We start from the raw sequence: 17,195 nt of genomic DNA, 5'->3' as shown, positions 1-17,195 counted from the left end.
GCGAAGTCGAAGTGGCGTATCGAAGGATATGTCGCACCGCCCAGCGCAATGGGATGATGAATCACTCCACTCCAAGCTTCGCCCGCAACGTCACGCCGATCGTGCGCGGGTCGCTCGGCGTGCCCACGATCAGCCCGCTATTGCCCGCCTGAACGGTCAGGTTCTGCATATAATCCTTGTCGAACAGGTTGCGCGCGAACACCGCCAGTTCCCAGCGCGGCGTGCGATAGCCGATGCTGCCATTGACCAGCGTATAGCCCCTGATGATCATATAGGCCGATCCCGATGCGTCCCCGGTCTTCGTCCGCGTCACCGCGTCCGCGCGCAGGAACGCCTGGCCACCCCCGGCCATCGCGAGCGGCGCATGCACCTCACCCCCGGCAGAGCCAGCCCAGCGCGGCAGGCCCGGCGTGCGTTGCCCGGTCAGGTCGCACGCTGCCGTCCCAGCGCCGGTCCGCTCGATCGGGCATGGCCCGGCGGGATAGTCGCTATAGGTGCCGCGCGCATAGGCGCCCGCCGCCCGCAGCGTCAGAAAATCGCCGACCCGCGCCGCCGCGTCGAACTCGACGCCCTTGACCGTCACCTTGGGAATATTGGCGAGATAGCTGCGCAACGCGACCACCGCCGCGCTGTCGACGACGTTCGCCTGAAAATCCTTCACTCGCGTATAATAGGCGTCGACATTGAACGTCAGCGCGCCGTCCAGCCAACTCGTCTTGACACCCGCCTCATAGGTCATGTTCTTTTCGGGCCGCACCGTCACTGTGTTCAGGATCGGGTCGCCATTGGCATGGCCGGGCACGCCCGCAGGATAGACCGGCAGGCCCGACATGTTGATGCCGCCCGATTTCTGTCCCTTCGCCGCGCTGGCATAGGCCATGATATTCTCGGTCGACTCATAGGCGATATTGACCCGGCCCGATGCGCTGCCATCGCCCAGATGCGCGGCATAGGACTGGCTGCGCAGGATGCTGGCCTTGTCGGCGATCAGCGACGGGGTCAGCCCCGTGGTCAGTCCGCCGGACGCGGTCACGTCGTACCGCCCGTCCTTCTCCTCATAGGTGTAGCGAATGCCGCCGGTGATCGCGAGACGCGGAGCCGGTCGCCAGGTCACCTCGCCGAATATGCCATAGCTGGTCGACCGGAAATCGGTCGTGCCATTGGTCTGATAGCCATCCAGCAGACCGGCCGGGCGACCGGCGGGCAGCAACCAGTAGGTGGCGAGCGGTCCATAGATGCTGATCGGATGGCCGACGATCTTCTGCTGGAAATAATAAAGGCCCGCGAGATAATCGATCTTGCCAGGTTCAGCCGACGCGATGCGGAACTCCTGACTATATTGGTCCTGCCGGGAAGGGATATGCTGCGTCGTCTGGATATGCAGCCCGGCATAGTCGCGGTCGTTCGCCGCATCCCATTTCCAAAAGCGCCACGCCGAGATGGACGTCAGCACCACGCCGCCCGTCTGCCACTGCGCCATCGCCGATGCGCCGCCCTCCTGCGTGTCCACACCGAGCGGCGCGTCATTGTCCGTCACCCGGTCATAGGGATTGCGGCTCGGCGGTGTATAAGCCCCGCCCGGCGCATTGGCGGCCAGCGCCGCATAGCGCTGGACGGCGGGCTTGAGCGTCGGCGCGACCCGCACGAATATCTGCGCGCAACAGTCATTCCTGAAATTCGACCAGTCGCCGATCAGCCGCAGTGAAAAATCGCTGCTCGGCTGATAGAGAAGCTGTCCTCGCAAGGCGTCGTTGTGGATGTCATTCTGGCGCTCGTCGCGGCGGATATTGTCGATAGTGCCATCCTGCCGCGTCACCGATCCAGACAACCGGAACGCCAGCACGTCGCCCGCGATCGGTCCGCTCACCGACGCCTTGGCCTGCACCAAATCGCGGCTGCCATAGGAAAGCTCGGCGTCCGCCGCGAAGTCGAAGCGCGGGGCCTTGCTGAGAATATTGATCGCGCCTGCGGTCGTATTCTTGCCGAACAAGGTCCCCTGCGGCCCGCGCAGCACTTCGATCCGCTCGATATCGGTGAAGTCGAACGCCGCCGTTGCGGGCCGCGCATGATAGACGCCGTCGACATAAAAACCCACGCCCGGCTCAAGCCCGTCATTGGCCTGGCTCACCGCGACCACGCTCGATCCCAGCCCCCTTATGGTGAAGGCGGTGTTGCGCGGATTGGCGGACGAGTAATTGAGCGCGGGCGCAAGCTGGCTCAACTGATTGGTATTGACCGTATAGGTGCGTTCGATCGTCTCCGCGCCGATGACGGTCAGCGCCGCCGGCACCTTTTGCGCATCCTCAGCCCGTAACCGCGCCGTCACGATGATCGGCCCGGCATTGCCCTCAGGCGCGCTCGCGTCGGGTGCGGCATGGGCAAGGGCGGACAGCGCGACGAAACCGAAAACCATGCCTGCCCGCAGTGCAGCGCCGCTCATCATGATAAATCCCCCCAAAGCCGATTTGGGGCGCGATAGCGATATGCCGTCAGATTCGCTATATACAATCGGATATAGCGATGGATGTTTCTTCTCGCTGACCGACAGGGGGCTATTTCTCAGATGGAATGTGCCGCCTCGCTCTGGACCGGCAAAGGGGCCTCGCGCAACACCGCCGTCAGCATGGCTTTCCCACCAGTGGCGGCATCGCCGACGCTGCCTTGCAAAGCCCTGTAATGGCGCAAAATATCGACCCCAAGCTCGGTCAGCCGCGCGCCGGCGCTATTGGTCGATACCAGTGGCCCGGTCCAGCAGCGGTTCATGACATCGACCAGCAACCAGCAGCGTCGATAGCTCATATGCAGCTTGCGTCCGGCGGCGGAGATCGACCCTTCCAGCGCGATAGCATCGAGAAGGTCGGCTTTGCCCGGTCCCATGGCGATCTGATCGCCACAGTATATCTGCACCTTGATCTTGATCGTCGGACCGCCGCTCATCGCGTACCTATGCCATCGTCCCGCGCACGCGCCAACCATGACCCGCGCCAGAACAGGCTGGTCAGACTGCGCGCCGCTCCAGCACCGCGCCGATCATGCTGCGCCACACGGCCACGTCACCCGCTTGCGCCATATCCGCATCGGGCTCGCGCAAAGTATGCAATATCGCATAGGCGTCGTCGACATGGGCAGGCCAGGCCGCGTCGACCGCGCCCGCCGCATGGGGATCACTGCCGCCGCCATTGAGGCTCAACTGGCGACCAGCCAGAACGCGGGCTATGCGTTCGATCGCGGGCGTGGCGGATGTCGGCATATATCAGGCTCCTTCTTGGCGGCTGCATGGGATTGACCATACTCACCCGTCCTATCCTGAAATATCATGATTCCCGGAACAACGCTATTCATGCTCTTCTTTGAAACCGGATGAAGGCACCGGGTCGCCATGGTCGCCGGGCGCGGTGGCGCAGGGCGGATCCGACGCATCCATCGAATCCATCAATCCCTCTTCCAGCTTCTCTTCCGTCGTCACCGCATGGTCCTGCGCATCGGTCGGGCGTTCGCTCTCGGCGGCTTCCTCGCGGGAGTTAGGCTTGATCTCGGTTTTGTCGGTCATTAGTCTCTCCTGAAACTGACTGGCTGAAACTGACTGGTGCAGCAGCGTGACGATCATTCAACGACTGTCCCTGTGCGCCGGTTCCCGCGCGCTCTCGACCAACGGACGATCCGGTTCGACGGACGCCTGCCGCACAGGGGCGACACCGGTCGCCCCCTCGCGTAGAAGCGGGACATGACCAGCCTTTCTCCCGACGACGAACGCGGCGTCCCGCCCACCGTCGCGCTCTATTCGATCCTCGGTTTCTGGTTCTTCTACGCCATCCTCATCACCCTGCGCGCGGCCGTGATGGGCTTTGGGGCACAGGGGGAGATGGCGGTCCGCCGCGCGATCGTCACTGCGATCGGCGTCGTCGTCACCTGGATATTCTACCTCGCCCTGCGCCGTTTCGATCGTCAGCGGCTGATCGTGCGGGTTATCGCCGCCTTCTCGCTCGCTGCGCCTTTCGCGATCGCGACGGCGGCCGCCAATTTCACCATCTTCAACATCTACGACCCGGCAGGCATCTTCCCCGACGCGGACTATAAGAAATCTGCGAGCGAAGAGGGGTTCGCCCTGATGCAGATCGCCGAAGACGCCATCGGCCGCTATTTCTTCCTGTCCGCCTGGGCCGGCCTGTATCTCGCTTTGTCCTACGCCCATGAAGCACAGCGCACCGAACGCCGCGCCGCCAGGCTGGAGCGCGCGGCACAACAGGCCGAACTGCGATCGCTGCGCTATCAGGTGAACCCGCATTTCCTGTTCAACACGCTCAACTCCCTGTCCTCGCTCGTGATGAAGGATCGGCGCGACGAAGCCGAACAGATGATCCTCTCGCTCTCCAATTTCTATCGCACCAGCCTGACCGGCGACCCGCTCGACGATGTGCCACTGGAGGAGGAGGTTCATCTCCAGACCCTCTATCTCGATATCGAAGGCGTCCGCTTCCCCGATCGGTTGACCACCCGCATCGACATTCCCGACGCGTTGCTCGACGCCTGCGTGCCCGGCCTCATCCTTCAGCCGCTCGTCGAAAACGCGATCAAATATGGCGTCTCGCGCACCTCCAGCGCCGTGCGCATCACCATCGCGGCGCGCGAGGAGGATGGTTTGCTGCATCTGAGCGTCACCGACGATGGCGACCAGCCGCCTCCCGGCGTGGCCGATGGCGGCAGCGGCATCGGCCTCGCCAATGTCCGCGACCGCCTGCATGCGCGCTTTGGCGAGGCCGGCCTGATCGACCATGGCCCGCGCCCCGGCGGCGGCTATGCCGTGCGCCTGACCCTGCCCATCATTCGCCGGGGCTGCTGAACATGACCATCCGCACCATGATCGTCGATGACGAACCGCTCGCCGTCGAGCGCCTGCAGATGCTGTGCGCCCGCGAACCGCGCATCGCCCTGGCCGGCACCGCGAGCGATGGCGAGGCCGCGCTGCGGCTGGTCGAGGGGCTGCGCCCCGACCTGCTGCTGCTCGATATCGCGATGCCGCTGCTCGACGGCATCGGCGTCGCCCGCGCGATCGGCCGGATGGGCATCCGTCCGGCCATCATCTTCGTCACCGCCTTCGAAGGCTTCGCGGTCGAGGCGTTCGATCTGGCGGCGGTGGACTATCTGCTCAAGCCTGTTTCCCACGATCGACTGGCGCGCGCCGTCGACCGGGCCGAAGCCGCCCTGCGCAGCGTCGATCATGCGAGCGCGCCGACGGCCGAACCCGCGTGGGCGGAGGAATTCTGGGTGCCGCACCGGTCTGAACTGGTGCGCATCGCCGCCGGCCAGATCGACCGGATAGAGGCGGAGCGCGATTATATGCGGCTCCATGTCGGTCGCCACAGCTATTTGCTGCACCAGACGATCAGCGCGCTCGAAACCCGGCTCGACCCGCATCTGTTCGTGCGCCTGCATCGTTCGCATATCGTCCGGCGCGATCATATCGACCGGCTGCGCCATGATGGCAGCGGCGTATGGTTCGCATGCCTCCAAGGTGGCGGCGAAATCCGCATCGGCCGCACCTTCCTCGCCAATGCGCGGGCGATGACGGGCCGCTAGGGCCATTTTCAATGGAAAGCTTCGCTACGGCGCCAAAGCCTTTGGCCTCAACATACCTGTTGGTCCCCGGCGCAAGCCGGGGACCAGGAGTCCCAAAGAACTGCGCCCGGCGACTCCAGGCCCAGCCCCCAGCACGAAGACGATCGACCTGACATCATCCATGCCCGATCACAGGGCCGCGAACGAAAAAGGGGACGGCTCATCGCCATCCCCTCTTCGTCGCGATCGCTCGCCTGTCAGCGCGCGATTGCAACCTTCGTTTCACCGCCCGTGCGGGCAAGCTGGTCGCCTCGCTCGGCGCTGGCGATCGCGGCGGCGACCGGCGCGCGCACATGGGCCAAGGCAGCGGAGCGGCACTTCTCGACGACGTGCGCGGTCTCACCCGAACAAACCTTCCAGCTTGCCTTGATGAGCCGGCTGCGCAGCGTCGCCTGATCCGCCTTGCTGGCCAGATTGAGGTCGCCATAGCGCACGTCCATGGTCCTGCCATTGGATTCGAATGCATCCGTGCCGGCGGCCGAGGCCGCGGAAAGCGGCAACAGCGCACAGGCGCCCAGGATGACGATGGGCTTGATGAAGCTATTGACGGGGCTGAACATGATGGGTCTCCTCACTTCGATTGTTATGACCGGGATCTATCGGACCGGGATTTTTGAATAACCGGCCTGCTGCCCACCAACGGGCGGCCTGACGGATGCGGAAGGATGAAACGGGAATGCCGACCGCGCCTTCTGCCCGCCCCTTTTAGGGTGCGGCGGTGTGACGCGCCTGCGCGCTTCGATCGACGGCGGCATCGATCGGCCAACGACACATGGGGCGATGAATGGCTGACTGGCGCCGACGAACGGCGCGATAATTGACGTTCCCATCCCCCGATAGCCCCCCTCTCACCGGCGGTGCCGTAGGGGAATGCGGTGTGATTGGCAACGGCGCGCGACGCAAAAACGCCCCCGGCGCAAGGGAGCTGCCGGGGGCGTATCCAGGACGCAGTCGGGCGCTCCGGGATCGGGGGGACATCAGGATCGGTGCGTTGCCGACGGTCCAGCCGTCATGCGTGTCGCCACTCCTGGCCTCCCTCCGGAATTACCAGCATCCTCGCCGCGGACCATCCGATGTTCGACGATCCGCCCTCGCCGGGCGTCCGGCGTAAAGCGGCATCGACAAACCGTCAGCGCGGATCGGCGAACGACATTTCGCTGGTCAGGGGCGGCAGCCCGGCCTGCGCCAGCGCCTCGCCAAGATAGGCTTCGAACGCGCTGTCCCGCGAAGGCGCACGATGGCGCAGCCAAGCGAGAGCGACGAGCGCGCGCCAGGCGGCCAGCGACTCCGGTTCCATCCGGCCATGACGGCGATAGCGCCCGATATAATGAGTGGCGGCCCAGTCACGCGCGGTGGCTTTCCATCCGCCTTGCCCCGCACCGGGGCCAAAGCGCATGACCATCTCCGTCCGCACCACATCGGCGGCCGGCGCGGCGCGCCCCGCGCGCGACCAGTCGATCACGGCGAGGCCAGCCGGCGTCACGATCAGGTTGGCCGGATGCAGGTCGCCATGCGACAGTCGGTCCGGCTCGATCAGCTGTTCCAGCCGCTCCAGCGCCGCGCCGCGCAGCCGGTCGTCGTCGATCAGCGCCGATTCGATATCCTCGGCCAGCACATCCTTGCGGCTGCGCAGGGCCGGCGCGGCCTGGCGATGGATGCGCGCATGCAGCCGCGCCATTTCGCCAAGGCCCCAGACCAGCCGATCCGGCCGGCGGCGCATATAATGGAGCAGGTTGGGGCCTTCGATCTCGGTATAGACGATGCCTTGCCGGCCACCCTCCTGGCGCAACTCGATCGCGCGCGCGACCGGCAGGTCCATCTCCTGCACGACCTGCGCGATCGCATATTCCCGCGCGACGATCTGCCCGCCGACGCCCTCATGAAACAGTTTGAGCACCATCCCGCCGCCAAGCCGAAACACCTCCGCACTCGCGCCCCGCGCAATGAAGGTGGATGGATCAGGCAAGCTCATGCCAAGCGCCTGTGCCGCAGCGACCGGCGGTTTGCCAGCGCTTTCGCGCACGTACAGCCTTGACGGGTCACCCTTCGGCAGAAAATCCACTTTCCGCAAAATGCGTTCGACCGCAGCTGGTCCTCGCATTCACTGCTCCGACATCCTATCTTCGCCACTGGATTCCTAGTCGGAACATTTGTAGAACGGACAATATGAGCCTCACCCACATTTCCGTCCGCGGCGCGCGCGAGCATAATCTCAAGGGCGTCGACGTCGACCTGCCGCGCGACTCCCTCATCGTCATCACCGGCCTGTCGGGCTCGGGCAAATCCTCGCTCGCCTTCGACACCATCTATGCCGAGGGCCAGCGTCGCTATGTGGAATCGCTTTCCGCCTATGCGCGCCAGTTCCTCGAAATGATGCAGAAGCCCGATGTCGAGCATATCGAGGGTCTGTCCCCCGCAATCAGCATCGAGCAGAAGACCACCAGCCGCAATCCGCGCTCGACCGTCGCCACCGTCACCGAAATCTACGACTATATGCGCCTGCTCTGGGCGCGCGTCGGCATCCCCTATTCGCCCGCCACCGGTCTCCCGATCAGCGCGCAGACGGTCAGCCAGATGGTCGACCGCGTCCTGCTGTTGCCGCAAGGCACGCGCTTCTACCTGCTCGCCCCGGTCGTGCGCGGCCGCAAGGGCTCATACGCCAAGGAACTCGCCGAATGGCAGCGCGCCGGCTACACCCGCGTCCGCATCGACGGGGAATTGTACGATATCGAGGACGCCCCCGCGCTCGACAAGAAATACAAGCATGACATCGAAGTCGTGGTCGACCGCCTCGCCGTCGCGCCGGACATGGGCGCGCGCCTCGCCGACAGTTTCGAACAGGCGTTGAAGCTGGCGGACGGCCTCGCCTTCGTAGATCTCGCCGACGGCGTCGTCCCCGGCCGCGAGGACGAGGCGGCCGCCGCTCCCGACAAGAAGATGAAAGGCGCCGGCATCCCCGCCAACCGCATCGTCTTTTCCGAAAAATTCGCCTGCCCGGTCAGCGGCTTCACCATCGCCGAGATCGAGCCGCGCCTCTTCTCCTTCAATGCCCCGATGGGCGCCTGCCCGGCCTGCGACGGCCTCGGCGAAAAGCAATTGTTCGACCCCGAACTGGTCGTCCCCAACGAAGCCCTCTCCCTCAAGAAAGGCGCGGTCGTCCCCTGGGCCAAGTCCAACCCGCCAAGCCCCTATTATATGCAGGTCCTCGGCTCCCTCGCGAAGGAGTTCGCCTTCTCCCTCGACACCCCCTGGGCCGACCTCCCGCCCGAAGCACAGCACATCATCCTCCACGGCACCGGCGGCAAGGCGGTGACGCTCAAATTCATGGACGGTCGCAAATCCTACGAGGTGAAGAAAGCGTTCGAGGGTGTCATCGGCAACCTCAACCGCCGCCTCCTGCAAACCGAATCCGCCTGGATGCGCGAGGAACTGTCCAAATATCAGCGCGCCCAGCCCTGCGAGACCTGCCACGGCGCCCGCCTCAAGCCCGAAGCGCTCGCCGTCAAGATCGCGGGCGAGGACATTTCCCTCTCCACCCGCCGCTCGGTGGTGGACGCGCTCGCCTTCTTCACCGCGATGCCCGATCACCTCACCGACCAGCAGAACCAGATCGCCCGCGCCATCCTCAAGGAAATCGTCGAGCGCCTCGGCTTCCTCAACAATGTCGGCCTCGACTATCTGAACCTCGACCGCACCAGCGGCACCCTGTCGGGCGGCGAGTCCCAGCGCATCCGCCTCGCCAGCCAGATCGGCAGCGGCCTGTCCGGCGTCCTCTACGTCCTCGACGAACCCAGCATCGGCCTGCACCAGCGCGACAATGACCGCCTGCTCGTCACCCTCAAGCGCCTGCGCGACCTCGGCAACAGCGTCATCGTCGTGGAACATGACGAGGATGCGATCCGCCACGCCGACTATATCGTCGACATGGGGCCGGGCGCGGGCGTCCATGGCGGCGAGATCGTGGCGCAGGGCACGCTCAAACAGATCCTCAAGGCGAAAAACTCGCTCACCGCCGATTATCTGAACGGCACCCGCCGCATCGAAGTCCCGCCCAAACGCCGCAAGGGCAATGGCAAGAAGATCACCGTCCACAACGCCCGCGCCAACAACCTCAACGGCGTCACCGCGTCGATCCCGCTCGGCACCTTCACCTGCATCACCGGCGTCTCGGGTTCGGGCAAGTCGAGCTTCACCATCGACACGCTCTACGCCGCGTCCGCCCGCGCCCTCAACGGCGCGCGCATCCTCGCCGGCGCGCATGACAAGGTGACCGGCCTTGAACATTGCGACAAGGTGATCGACATCGACCAGTCGCCCATCGGCCGCACACCGCGCTCCAACCCGGCCACCTATACCGGCGCCTTCACCAACATCCGCGACTGGTTCGCCGGCCTCCCCGAAAGCCTCGCGCGCGGCTACAAGCCCGGCCGCTTCAGCTTCAACGTCAAGGGCGGCCGCTGCGAAGCCTGCACCGGCGACGGCCTGCTCAAGATCGAGATGCACTTCCTGCCCGACGTCTACGTGCAGTGCGACGTGTGCCACGGCGCGCGCTACAATCGCGAAACGCTGGATGTGAAGTTCAAGGGGATGAGCATCGCCGACGTGCTCGACATGACGGTCGAGGACGCGGTCGAATTCTTCAAGGCCGTGCCGCCGATCCGCGACCGCATGGCGATGCTCGCCGAAGTGGGCCTCGGATACGTCAAGGTCGGCCAGCAGGCCACCACCCTGTCCGGCGGCGAAGCCCAGCGCGTCAAACTCGCCAAGGAACTCGCCCGCCGCGCCACCGGCCAGACCCTCTATATATTGGACGAGCCCACCACCGGCCTGCATTTCGAGGATGTGCGAAAGCTCCTCGAAGTCCTCCACGCGCTGGTCGACCAGGGCAATAGCGTGGTCGTGATCGAACATAATCTCGACGTTATCAAGACGGCGGACTGGATCATCGACATGGGGCCGGAGGGCGGGGTCAAGGGGGGCGAGGTTGTGGCCGAAGGCACGCCCGAGAAGGTCGCGAAGGAGCCGCGGTCATTCACCGGGCATTATCTTGCGCCGTTGTTGGGGTTGGAGAGTGTGGCGGCGGAGTGATTACTGGTAGGGAATTCAGTGGGGATTACTGCCCAGCTTTAAGCTATCGCCTAACTTTCTCCCGCATTGAAAGGCGTCTTATAGCGGATCAATCAGTTCTTGCGACTAATGTAGATTATGGCACAACCTTCCAATCGAAGGAGAGTCGAATGCCTAGAGTTACAGAATCTCAAGTTGCAACTGCCGTTGTCCGATATCTTGCTAGCGTCAACGGACACTCAGCAACAATATATCAAATAAAACGGTCTCTTCCGAATTATATTCAGCTGTCTGCCGCGGATAGGACTCACTCAGATACCAGACCAAATGAGGAAATGTGGGAGCAGCAGGTTCGAAATATCGTAAGTCATCGCGGAAGCCCTGGAAACTTTATCTATGAAGGAAGGCTGCAACATTCGCCGAGAAGACTTACATTGACTCCCGCAGGTCTTGTTTTTGCTGGAAATCTTCAGCCGTAAAGAGCTTTATATCCCGGCTTAAGCCACTTGAGTTCCGTACCGCCCAAAGCGTCTTTGTCCCAGACAAACCAAGCATAGGCTGTTGTGCCTGTGCCCTTTTGGATCGCGCCCGCAGGATAAAAAGTGATACGTTCACTGAATACCCATACGCGGGCAGGCGGGCAGTCTGTAAAGATGGTTCGTTGTCGATTAGCCCCCTCAAGAAACGCAAGCCGCAGCAGCAGCGCAAATTTACTCCCTGCTTTTTCAATGCCGGTCCGCACAAAGCCTTCTGCCGCATTATAAGGAGGGTTCGTAACTATATTTGGAGCGTGCCTCCATGTATCCAAGAAATCGTGGTCAGACTCACCATATCCCCGGTCAAAAAGATCGGAACTAATCACCTTATTGCCTGTCTGTTCCAGCACTTTCGACATAGCGCCGTCGCCGCAAGCACTTTCCCAAATATCGCCTCGGAAATCCTCATTGTCGACCAGTGCATGCGTAGCCCAAGCGGGCGTAGGAAAGAAATCAGGGCCTTCTAAATCGGCAAAGCGCTTGACTGTCGGCTTAAACCCGCCGTTGAGGTTATATGTTTGATCCATAAAGAAAAGATAACAGAATCAGTTGGTTAGTCAACGTCAGTTAAGTGACTCAAAAGGTTCGACATTCGAGATTAGGAGCACTTTTTGGGTGAGATGGAAGTTTGCTAAATGGCCGAACCTCACTCCGTCCGCCCAACAATCCTCACCCTGCCCCGCCCGGCATGCACCCCGATCCCCTCGCGCATCCGCACAAACAGCCAGTCCGGGATCGCCCCATAATAGGGACTGCCATCCGCCAGCGGCCGCAGGTCCGGCCCTTTCCACAGGAAGCTGTTGACCTCGGTCACGACAATCCAGCTGCGCTCGCGGTCCAGCCCCAAGTCGCGCTTCACGATCGCCGGCACCTCCACGGCATCGGCCGGCTCGTCCGGCGCGCTATGCGTGATCGGCGCGACGGTCACCCGGATGCCGGACCCTGTATCCGTCGCCGCCAGCACTACCACGACGGGCCTGTCCTTCAGCCCTTCTTCCTGCCCCTGCGCCGCTTCACGCGCCCAGAGATAGGCGTAGCATAGGACATCACCCGGCGCCGGGATCGGCCAGCCGCCGCCCGGCTTCTTGAGATCGCTCCCCCGGCTCTGCGGTGAGGATGGCGTCGAGCGTTTCGTCATCAAGCTCTCTCGTCAACATAGCCTGACGATCCCGGCGCAGGAGGCGCTCATATTCATTGAGCGACAGCATCACGACCCGCGTGACCCCGTGCTTTTGAATACCCACCGGACGCAGCATCGCCTCGTCCGTGTAGAAGCCGAGCCTGCCGGCCACTTCCTTTGCCGAAACCTCAAACAGGTTCGGGTCCATTTTGCCCATTTTTACCGGCCTCCTTGCCGTTTCTCCCGGACCAATTACCGGCGAGGTGGTCGGGGCTGACCATTTTCGATATTATATCTATTTTGGAGGTATTTCAAGATAGGCAGGTTGGCTTAAACAATAAGTCGTGGCATAAATTGCACATGACCAAGCTAGCCCCCATCGAATCCGAATTCGCGACGACCGAGGAGGCTGACGCCTATGACGCATGGTTCCGCGCCGAGATCGAGGCCGCGATGGCGTCGGACGAGCCTGACGTTCCGCACGACGAAGCGATGGCCCGGATGCAGGCCATCATCGACAGACGCAAGATCGCTGACGCACGCAAGAGTGCCTGATGCTGCCCGTAGTCTGGCGCGCCACTGCGCTCCGAAAACTCGAAACCATCATCGACAATATACAGCGCACAACCCGGCAGCCGCCAAACGAAGCGGCGCTGCGATCCGCCACACCGCCGATCACCTGCCCGACCACCCCTACATGTATCGGCCCGGCCGGGTCGCGGGCACACGCGAGGCCCTTGTCCATCCCAACTATGTCATCATTTATCGGGTTCGCGCTGGCGCGATCCAGATCCTGGCTCTCATCCACACCCGCCAGCAATATCCCTGACACTCCAAACCCGTTCCCATTTCGTTCTGTCCTATTCGCCCCCAATCTGCCTACCCTCCCGGCAAACCCCTGCCCGGAGGCCCGCGCCCATGTCCTTCCACTCCCCCGCCCCGCACGTCCCTACCGCCGCCGAACAGACCCGCGCCGATGGCTGGTCGCCCGCGCGCCAGCGCCGCTTCGTCGAAACGCTCGCCGCCACCGGCATCGTCCGCCTCGCCTGCGAAGCCTGCCGCATCACGCCGCGCTCCGCCTATAATCTGCGCATCCGCCGCGACGGCGCGGCCTTTCGTCTGGGGTGGGACGCGGCCATCCTCATCGCCCGCGCGCGGCTCGCCGACGATCTGCTCGCCCGCGCCATCACCGGCAGCGAAGAGGTGATCCGCAAGGATGACGACAATCGCGAAATCGTCCGCCACCGCCACGACAACCGGCTCGCCATGTCGATGCTCGCGCGGCTCGATCGCATGGCCGACTGCCCGCCCGAAGGCAGCGACGCCGCGCTCGCCCGCGTCGTCGCCCAGGATTTCGCCGCCTATTGCGACCTGTTCTGCCCGCAGGACGAAGCGCTGGCGGAGGGCGAGCGCGAAGGCCTGCCCTGCCCCGGCGCGGAGCCGTCCGCGCGATTGATGGAGGATGCGCGGCTGCTCGACGGGTCGATGCCCGATCTGCCGCCGCCCGAGCCGGACTGCGCCGCCGCCATCCTCTCGCCCGGCGCGTCGGCCGCCCTGTTCGTCGCCGCGCGGATGGCGCTGGCGCGGGCCGAACCGCCGCCGCTCCACCCCCTTCAGGGACGGTGTGAACTTCCGGCCCCTGTCGACCTCATGACCCTGCCGCCGGAGGACGCCGCCGACCGGCTGCGCGGCCTGTGGTGGGACGATGAACAGCAGGGCTGGCGCACCGACTATCCCCCGCCGCCGGGTTTCGACGGGGAAGAAAGCGCGCCGGACTATGTCATCGATGAATATGAGCGCGGCTTGACCGAAGCGGAGGAAGCCGCGGTCCTCGCCCGGCAGCAGGCGGAACACGCGCCCTATCTCGCCGCCGCCGCCCGCGCGCGGGACATGTTTTTCGACGCCCTTGCCAAAGCGCCCGCCCGTGACGAGCCGGTCCCGTGACCGGATGGCTGTCCCGGCCCCGCATTTGCTATTCGCGCCGCATCGGCCTATATGGGTGTGGCTACAGTCGCAAATCGACGGTTTTCGGGGCTTTGCGGCACCAACTTCCTTCTTTCCCTGCCCCGATAGCAACCCGGCGCGTCCACACGGGGTTCGCCGCACGAAAGAAGGAATATCACATGAGCAGCATCACTGGCGTCGTCAAATTCTTCAACGCCGACAAGGGCTATGGCTTCATTGCGCCGGATACGGGCGGCAATGACGCCTTCGTTCACATCAGCGCCGTCGAGCGTTCGGGCCTCGCCACCCTGCGCGAGAAGGACCGCGTGTCCTATGATCTCGAGCAGGACAAGCGCGGCAAGATGGCGGCTGTGAACATTTCGCACGCCGAATAATTCGACACGGCCGGATCGGGCGCGCGTTTTCACGAAGGATTGCGCGCCCGGCCCACCACCCATTCTCCGGGAGACTTTCATGGCCGTTGCCGATTACCGCACCCTCGCCGCCCAGGCCCATGCCGACGCCGAGGCCGCGACCCTCACCAATGTCCGCGACCGCTGCCTGCGCGCCGAATCCGCCTGGCTCGCCATGGCCAATCGCCAGGACAGCGTCGACACTGCCCGCGCCCGCCGCGAGGCCGAAGCCGAAACCCGCCGCGACGCCCTGCCGCTCCCGCCCGAAGGCGCATAGGTCCTTCCGCGACGCGGAACCCATCCCCCGGCTACCCGTTACGTCCATCGAACCTTCGATCGACCAACCAAGGAGCCAACCCATGATCCGTACCCTGATTTTCGGCGCCATCGCCGGCTATGTCGGCAAGAAACTCTATGACGAGGGCAAGCTGACCGAGTTCAAGGACGACATCGTGTCCCGCTACGATCAGGCCAAGGCCGATCTCGCCGCCAAGAAAAACGACACCCCGTCCACATCCTCGGTTGGCGGTTCCGGTCACATCGGCGCGACTCCCTCGACTGCGACCAGCTTCAACGCCGCTCCTGTGGCCTGACTTCGGGTTTCCGCCCCCCGGTCCTCCGCGTTCCCCCCTTCGCGGCTGATCGGCAGGCGGCTGATAAATTTGCTGTCGGGCGCAAAAAAGGGCGCGATCCTCGTCGGATCGCGCCCTGATTTGTCAGTGCTCGACGATCAGAGCTTCGACGTCAGCTCCGGCACCAGCTTGAACAAGTCACCGACCAGGCCGATATCGGCGACCTGGAAAATCGGCGCATCCTCGTCCTTGTTGATGGCGATGATGGTCTTGCTGTCCTTCATCCCGGCCAGATGCTGGATTGCGCCGGAAATGCCCACGGCGACATAGACTTCGGGCGCGACGATCTTGCCGGTCTGGCCGACCTGATAATCGTTGGGCACATAGCCCGCATCGACCGCCGCACGGCTCGCACCGACCGCAGCGCCGAGCTTGTCCGCCAACGGAAAGATCACTTCCTCGAACGTCGCGCCGTCCTTGAGCGCGCGACCACCCGACACGATGATCTTGGCAGAGGTCAGTTCGGGCCGCTCCAGCTTGGCGATTTCCGCGCCGACGAAGCTCGCCAGACCCTTGTCACCGGTCGAAGCGACGGCCTCGATCGTACCCGACCCACCCTCGCTGCCGGCCTTTTCGAACGCGGTGCCGCGCACGGTGATCACCTTCTTGGCGTCCTTTGACTTGACCGTCGCGATGGCATTGCCGGCATAGATCGGACGCGTGAACGTGTCCTGGCTCTCGACCGACAGGATATCGCTGATCTGCATCACGTCGAGCAGAGCCGCGACACGCGGCGCGATATTCTTGCCGTTGCTGGTGGCGGGCGCGACGAAGGCGTCATGATTCCCCATCAGTTCGACGATCAGCGGCGCGATGTTTTCCGGCAACGCATGGCCAAAAGCCGCATCGTCGGCGACATGGACCTTGCCCACGCCCGCGATCTTCGCAGCGGCGGCGGCCACGCCATCGACGCCCGACCCGGCGACCAGCAGATGCACTTCACCCAGCTTCGAAGCGGCGGTGACGGCGGAAAGGGTAGCATCCTTGACGGCGCCGCCCTCATGTTCAACCCAGACAAGCGTCTTCATGCGGCAACTCCCAGTGCTTTCAGCTTTGCAACCAGTTCATCGACATCAGCAACCTTGATGCCGGCAACGCGCTTGGCGGGCTCAACGACCTTGAGCGTTTCCAGCCGGGCCGCGATGTCCACGCCATAATCGGCAGGCGTCTTGTTCGCTAGCGGCTTGGACTTCGCCTTCATGATGTTGGGCAGCGAAGCGTAGCGCGGCTCGTTCAGACGAAGATCGGTCGTGATGATCGCGGGAATGTTGAGCTTCACCGTTTCGAGACCACCATCGACCTCGCGGGTGACGTTGACCTTGTCGCCCTCGACCTCCACCTTGCTGGCGAAGGTGCCCTGCGGCAGACCCAGCAGCGCGGCCAGCATCTGGCCGGTCTGGTTGCTGTCGTCGTCAATCGCCTGCTTGCCCAGGATGATGAGGCCCGCGCCTTCCTCTTCCTGTACCTTGGCGAGCAGCTTTGCGACGCCGAGCGGCTCGACTTCATCGTCGGTCTGGATCAGAATCGCCCGGTCCGCGCCCATGGCAAGAGCGGTACGCAGCGTTTCCTGCGCCTTGGCGACGCCGATCGAAACCGCGATCACCTCGGTCGCCACGCCCTTTTCCTTCAGGCGGATGGCTTCCTCGACGGCGATTTCGTCGAACGGGTTCATGCTCATCTTGACGTTGGCCAGGTCGACCCCGGTGCCATCTGCCTTGACGCGCGGCTTCACATTATAATCGATCACCCGTTTTACGGGTACAAGGATCTTCATTGCAACATCCTCCGGTTGGACTGTTTATCGGCCGATATGCCGACAGGGACGCGGCGACCCAACTCGGGTCGCCACGTCCCATGGCGATTAATC

At 63.8% G+C, this 17,195-nt stretch carries 20 protein-coding genes; 9 read left to right on the top strand and 11 right to left on the bottom strand.

Annotation, left to right across the window (positions count from 1 at the left end):
* Positions 1-61: 61 nt before the first annotated feature.
* From WG907_RS10785 to WG907_RS10770, 4 genes are all read right to left on the bottom strand, one after another.
* Positions 62-2,440, bottom strand: a complete 2,379-nt coding sequence (locus tag WG907_RS10785) for a TonB-dependent receptor (protein WP_340232776.1) — start codon at positions 2,438-2,440, stop codon at positions 62-64.
* Between the two features lie 119 nt (positions 2,441-2,559).
* Positions 2,560-2,937 (bottom strand): winged helix-turn-helix domain-containing protein, encoded by a 378-nt coding sequence (locus tag WG907_RS10780; protein WP_340232775.1) that lies wholly within the window; start codon positions 2,935-2,937, stop codon positions 2,560-2,562.
* A gap of 61 nt (positions 2,938-2,998) precedes the next feature.
* A complete protein-coding gene (locus WG907_RS10775; protein WP_340232774.1) occupies positions 2,999-3,250 on the bottom strand; it encodes a hypothetical protein in 252 nt (83 codons plus the stop codon).
* 84 nt (positions 3,251-3,334) lie between these two features.
* Positions 3,335-3,607 carry a hypothetical protein gene (locus WG907_RS10770; RefSeq protein ID WP_340232773.1) on the bottom strand — a complete coding sequence of 91 codons (273 nt, stop codon included), beginning with the start codon at positions 3,605-3,607 and terminating at the stop codon, positions 3,335-3,337.
* 117 nt (positions 3,608-3,724) lie between these two features.
* Here WG907_RS10770 and WG907_RS10765 point away from each other — a divergent pair, with 117 nt between their 5' ends.
* A complete protein-coding gene (locus WG907_RS10765) occupies positions 3,725-4,840 on the top strand; it encodes a sensor histidine kinase (protein ID WP_340232772.1) in 1,116 nt (371 codons plus the stop codon).
* A 2-nt stretch (positions 4,841-4,842) separates the two neighbouring features.
* Positions 4,843-5,577, top strand: coding sequence for a LytR/AlgR family response regulator transcription factor (locus tag WG907_RS10760; protein WP_340232771.1), 735 nt, complete (start codon positions 4,843-4,845; stop codon positions 5,575-5,577).
* Between the two features lie 236 nt (positions 5,578-5,813).
* On the opposite strand, the gene WG907_RS10755 is transcribed toward WG907_RS10760, so the two are convergent.
* A complete protein-coding gene (locus WG907_RS10755; protein WP_340232770.1) occupies positions 5,814-6,176 on the bottom strand; it encodes a UrcA family protein in 363 nt (120 codons plus the stop codon).
* A gap of 569 nt (positions 6,177-6,745) precedes the next feature.
* Complete coding sequence (locus tag WG907_RS10750; RefSeq protein WP_340232769.1) at positions 6,746-7,588, bottom strand: phosphotransferase family protein; 843 nt, start codon at positions 7,586-7,588, stop codon at positions 6,746-6,748.
* Positions 7,589-7,782: 194 nt separating this feature from the next.
* Here WG907_RS10750 and uvrA point away from each other — a divergent pair, with 194 nt between their 5' ends.
* Complete coding sequence (gene uvrA / locus WG907_RS10745) at positions 7,783-10,704, top strand: excinuclease ABC subunit UvrA (protein ID WP_340232768.1); 2,922 nt, start codon at positions 7,783-7,785, stop codon at positions 10,702-10,704.
* A gap of 448 nt (positions 10,705-11,152) precedes the next feature.
* Here uvrA and WG907_RS10740 read toward each other — a convergent pair whose 3' ends face one another.
* The 3 genes from WG907_RS10740 to WG907_RS10730 form a co-directional block, all read right to left on the bottom strand.
* Positions 11,153-11,746, bottom strand: a complete 594-nt coding sequence (locus tag WG907_RS10740) for a hypothetical protein (RefSeq protein ID WP_340232767.1) — start codon at positions 11,744-11,746, stop codon at positions 11,153-11,155.
* 119 nt (positions 11,747-11,865) lie between these two features.
* Complete coding sequence (locus tag WG907_RS10735; RefSeq protein ID WP_340232766.1) at positions 11,866-12,357, bottom strand: hypothetical protein; 492 nt, start codon at positions 12,355-12,357, stop codon at positions 11,866-11,868.
* Entirely contained in the window at positions 12,266-12,556 is a 291-nt protein-coding gene (locus WG907_RS10730) for a type II toxin-antitoxin system Phd/YefM family antitoxin (RefSeq protein ID WP_340232765.1), read from the bottom strand. Before WG907_RS10730 ends, WG907_RS10735 begins: the two co-directional genes overlap by 92 nt.
* A 143-nt stretch (positions 12,557-12,699) precedes the next feature.
* Between WG907_RS10730 and relB the strand changes: the two genes are divergently transcribed.
* The 6 genes from relB to WG907_RS10700 all read left to right on the top strand — a co-directional run bounded on the left by relB (position 12,700) and on the right by WG907_RS10700 (position 15,289).
* Positions 12,700-12,894, top strand: a complete 195-nt coding sequence (gene relB, locus WG907_RS10725) for a type II toxin-antitoxin system RelB family antitoxin (RefSeq protein WP_340232764.1) — start codon at positions 12,700-12,702, stop codon at positions 12,892-12,894.
* On the top strand, positions 12,887-13,168 hold the full coding sequence (locus WG907_RS10720) for a type II toxin-antitoxin system RelE/ParE family toxin (protein ID WP_340232763.1): 282 nt from the start codon (positions 12,887-12,889) through the stop codon (positions 13,166-13,168). The genes relB and WG907_RS10720 overlap by 8 nt, the downstream gene beginning before the upstream one ends.
* Before the next feature lie 89 nt (positions 13,169-13,257).
* On the top strand, positions 13,258-14,283 hold the full coding sequence (locus WG907_RS10715) for a hypothetical protein (protein WP_340232762.1): 1,026 nt from the start codon (positions 13,258-13,260) through the stop codon (positions 14,281-14,283).
* A 179-nt stretch (positions 14,284-14,462) separates the two neighbouring features.
* A complete protein-coding gene (locus WG907_RS10710) occupies positions 14,463-14,678 on the top strand; it encodes a cold-shock protein (RefSeq protein WP_340232761.1) in 216 nt (71 codons plus the stop codon).
* A 79-nt stretch (positions 14,679-14,757) separates the two neighbouring features.
* Positions 14,758-14,973, top strand: coding sequence for a hypothetical protein (locus WG907_RS10705; RefSeq protein ID WP_340232760.1), 216 nt, complete (start codon positions 14,758-14,760; stop codon positions 14,971-14,973).
* An 82-nt stretch (positions 14,974-15,055) separates the two neighbouring features.
* Positions 15,056-15,289, top strand: a complete 234-nt coding sequence (locus tag WG907_RS10700; RefSeq protein WP_340232759.1) for a hypothetical protein — start codon at positions 15,056-15,058, stop codon at positions 15,287-15,289.
* A 137-nt stretch (positions 15,290-15,426) separates the two neighbouring features.
* Here the strand turns inward: WG907_RS10700 and WG907_RS10695 are convergent, their stop codons facing one another.
* Both WG907_RS10695 and WG907_RS10690 read right to left on the bottom strand, forming a co-directional pair.
* Positions 15,427-16,356 (bottom strand): electron transfer flavoprotein subunit alpha/FixB family protein, encoded by a 930-nt coding sequence (locus WG907_RS10695; RefSeq protein WP_340232758.1) that lies wholly within the window; start codon positions 16,354-16,356, stop codon positions 15,427-15,429.
* On the bottom strand, positions 16,353-17,102 hold the full coding sequence (locus tag WG907_RS10690) for an electron transfer flavoprotein subunit beta/FixA family protein (RefSeq protein ID WP_340232757.1): 750 nt from the start codon (positions 17,100-17,102) through the stop codon (positions 16,353-16,355). Before WG907_RS10690 ends, WG907_RS10695 begins: the two co-directional genes overlap by 4 nt.
* Positions 17,103-17,195 lie beyond the last annotated feature (93 nt).

The sequence above is a fragment of the Sphingobium fluminis genome, assembly GCF_037723805.1.
Lineage (GTDB): Bacteria > Pseudomonadota > Alphaproteobacteria > Sphingomonadales > Sphingomonadaceae > Sphingobium.
The sequence above is the reverse complement of the archived record's forward strand: the minus strand, read 5'-3'. Positions and strand labels throughout refer to the sequence as shown.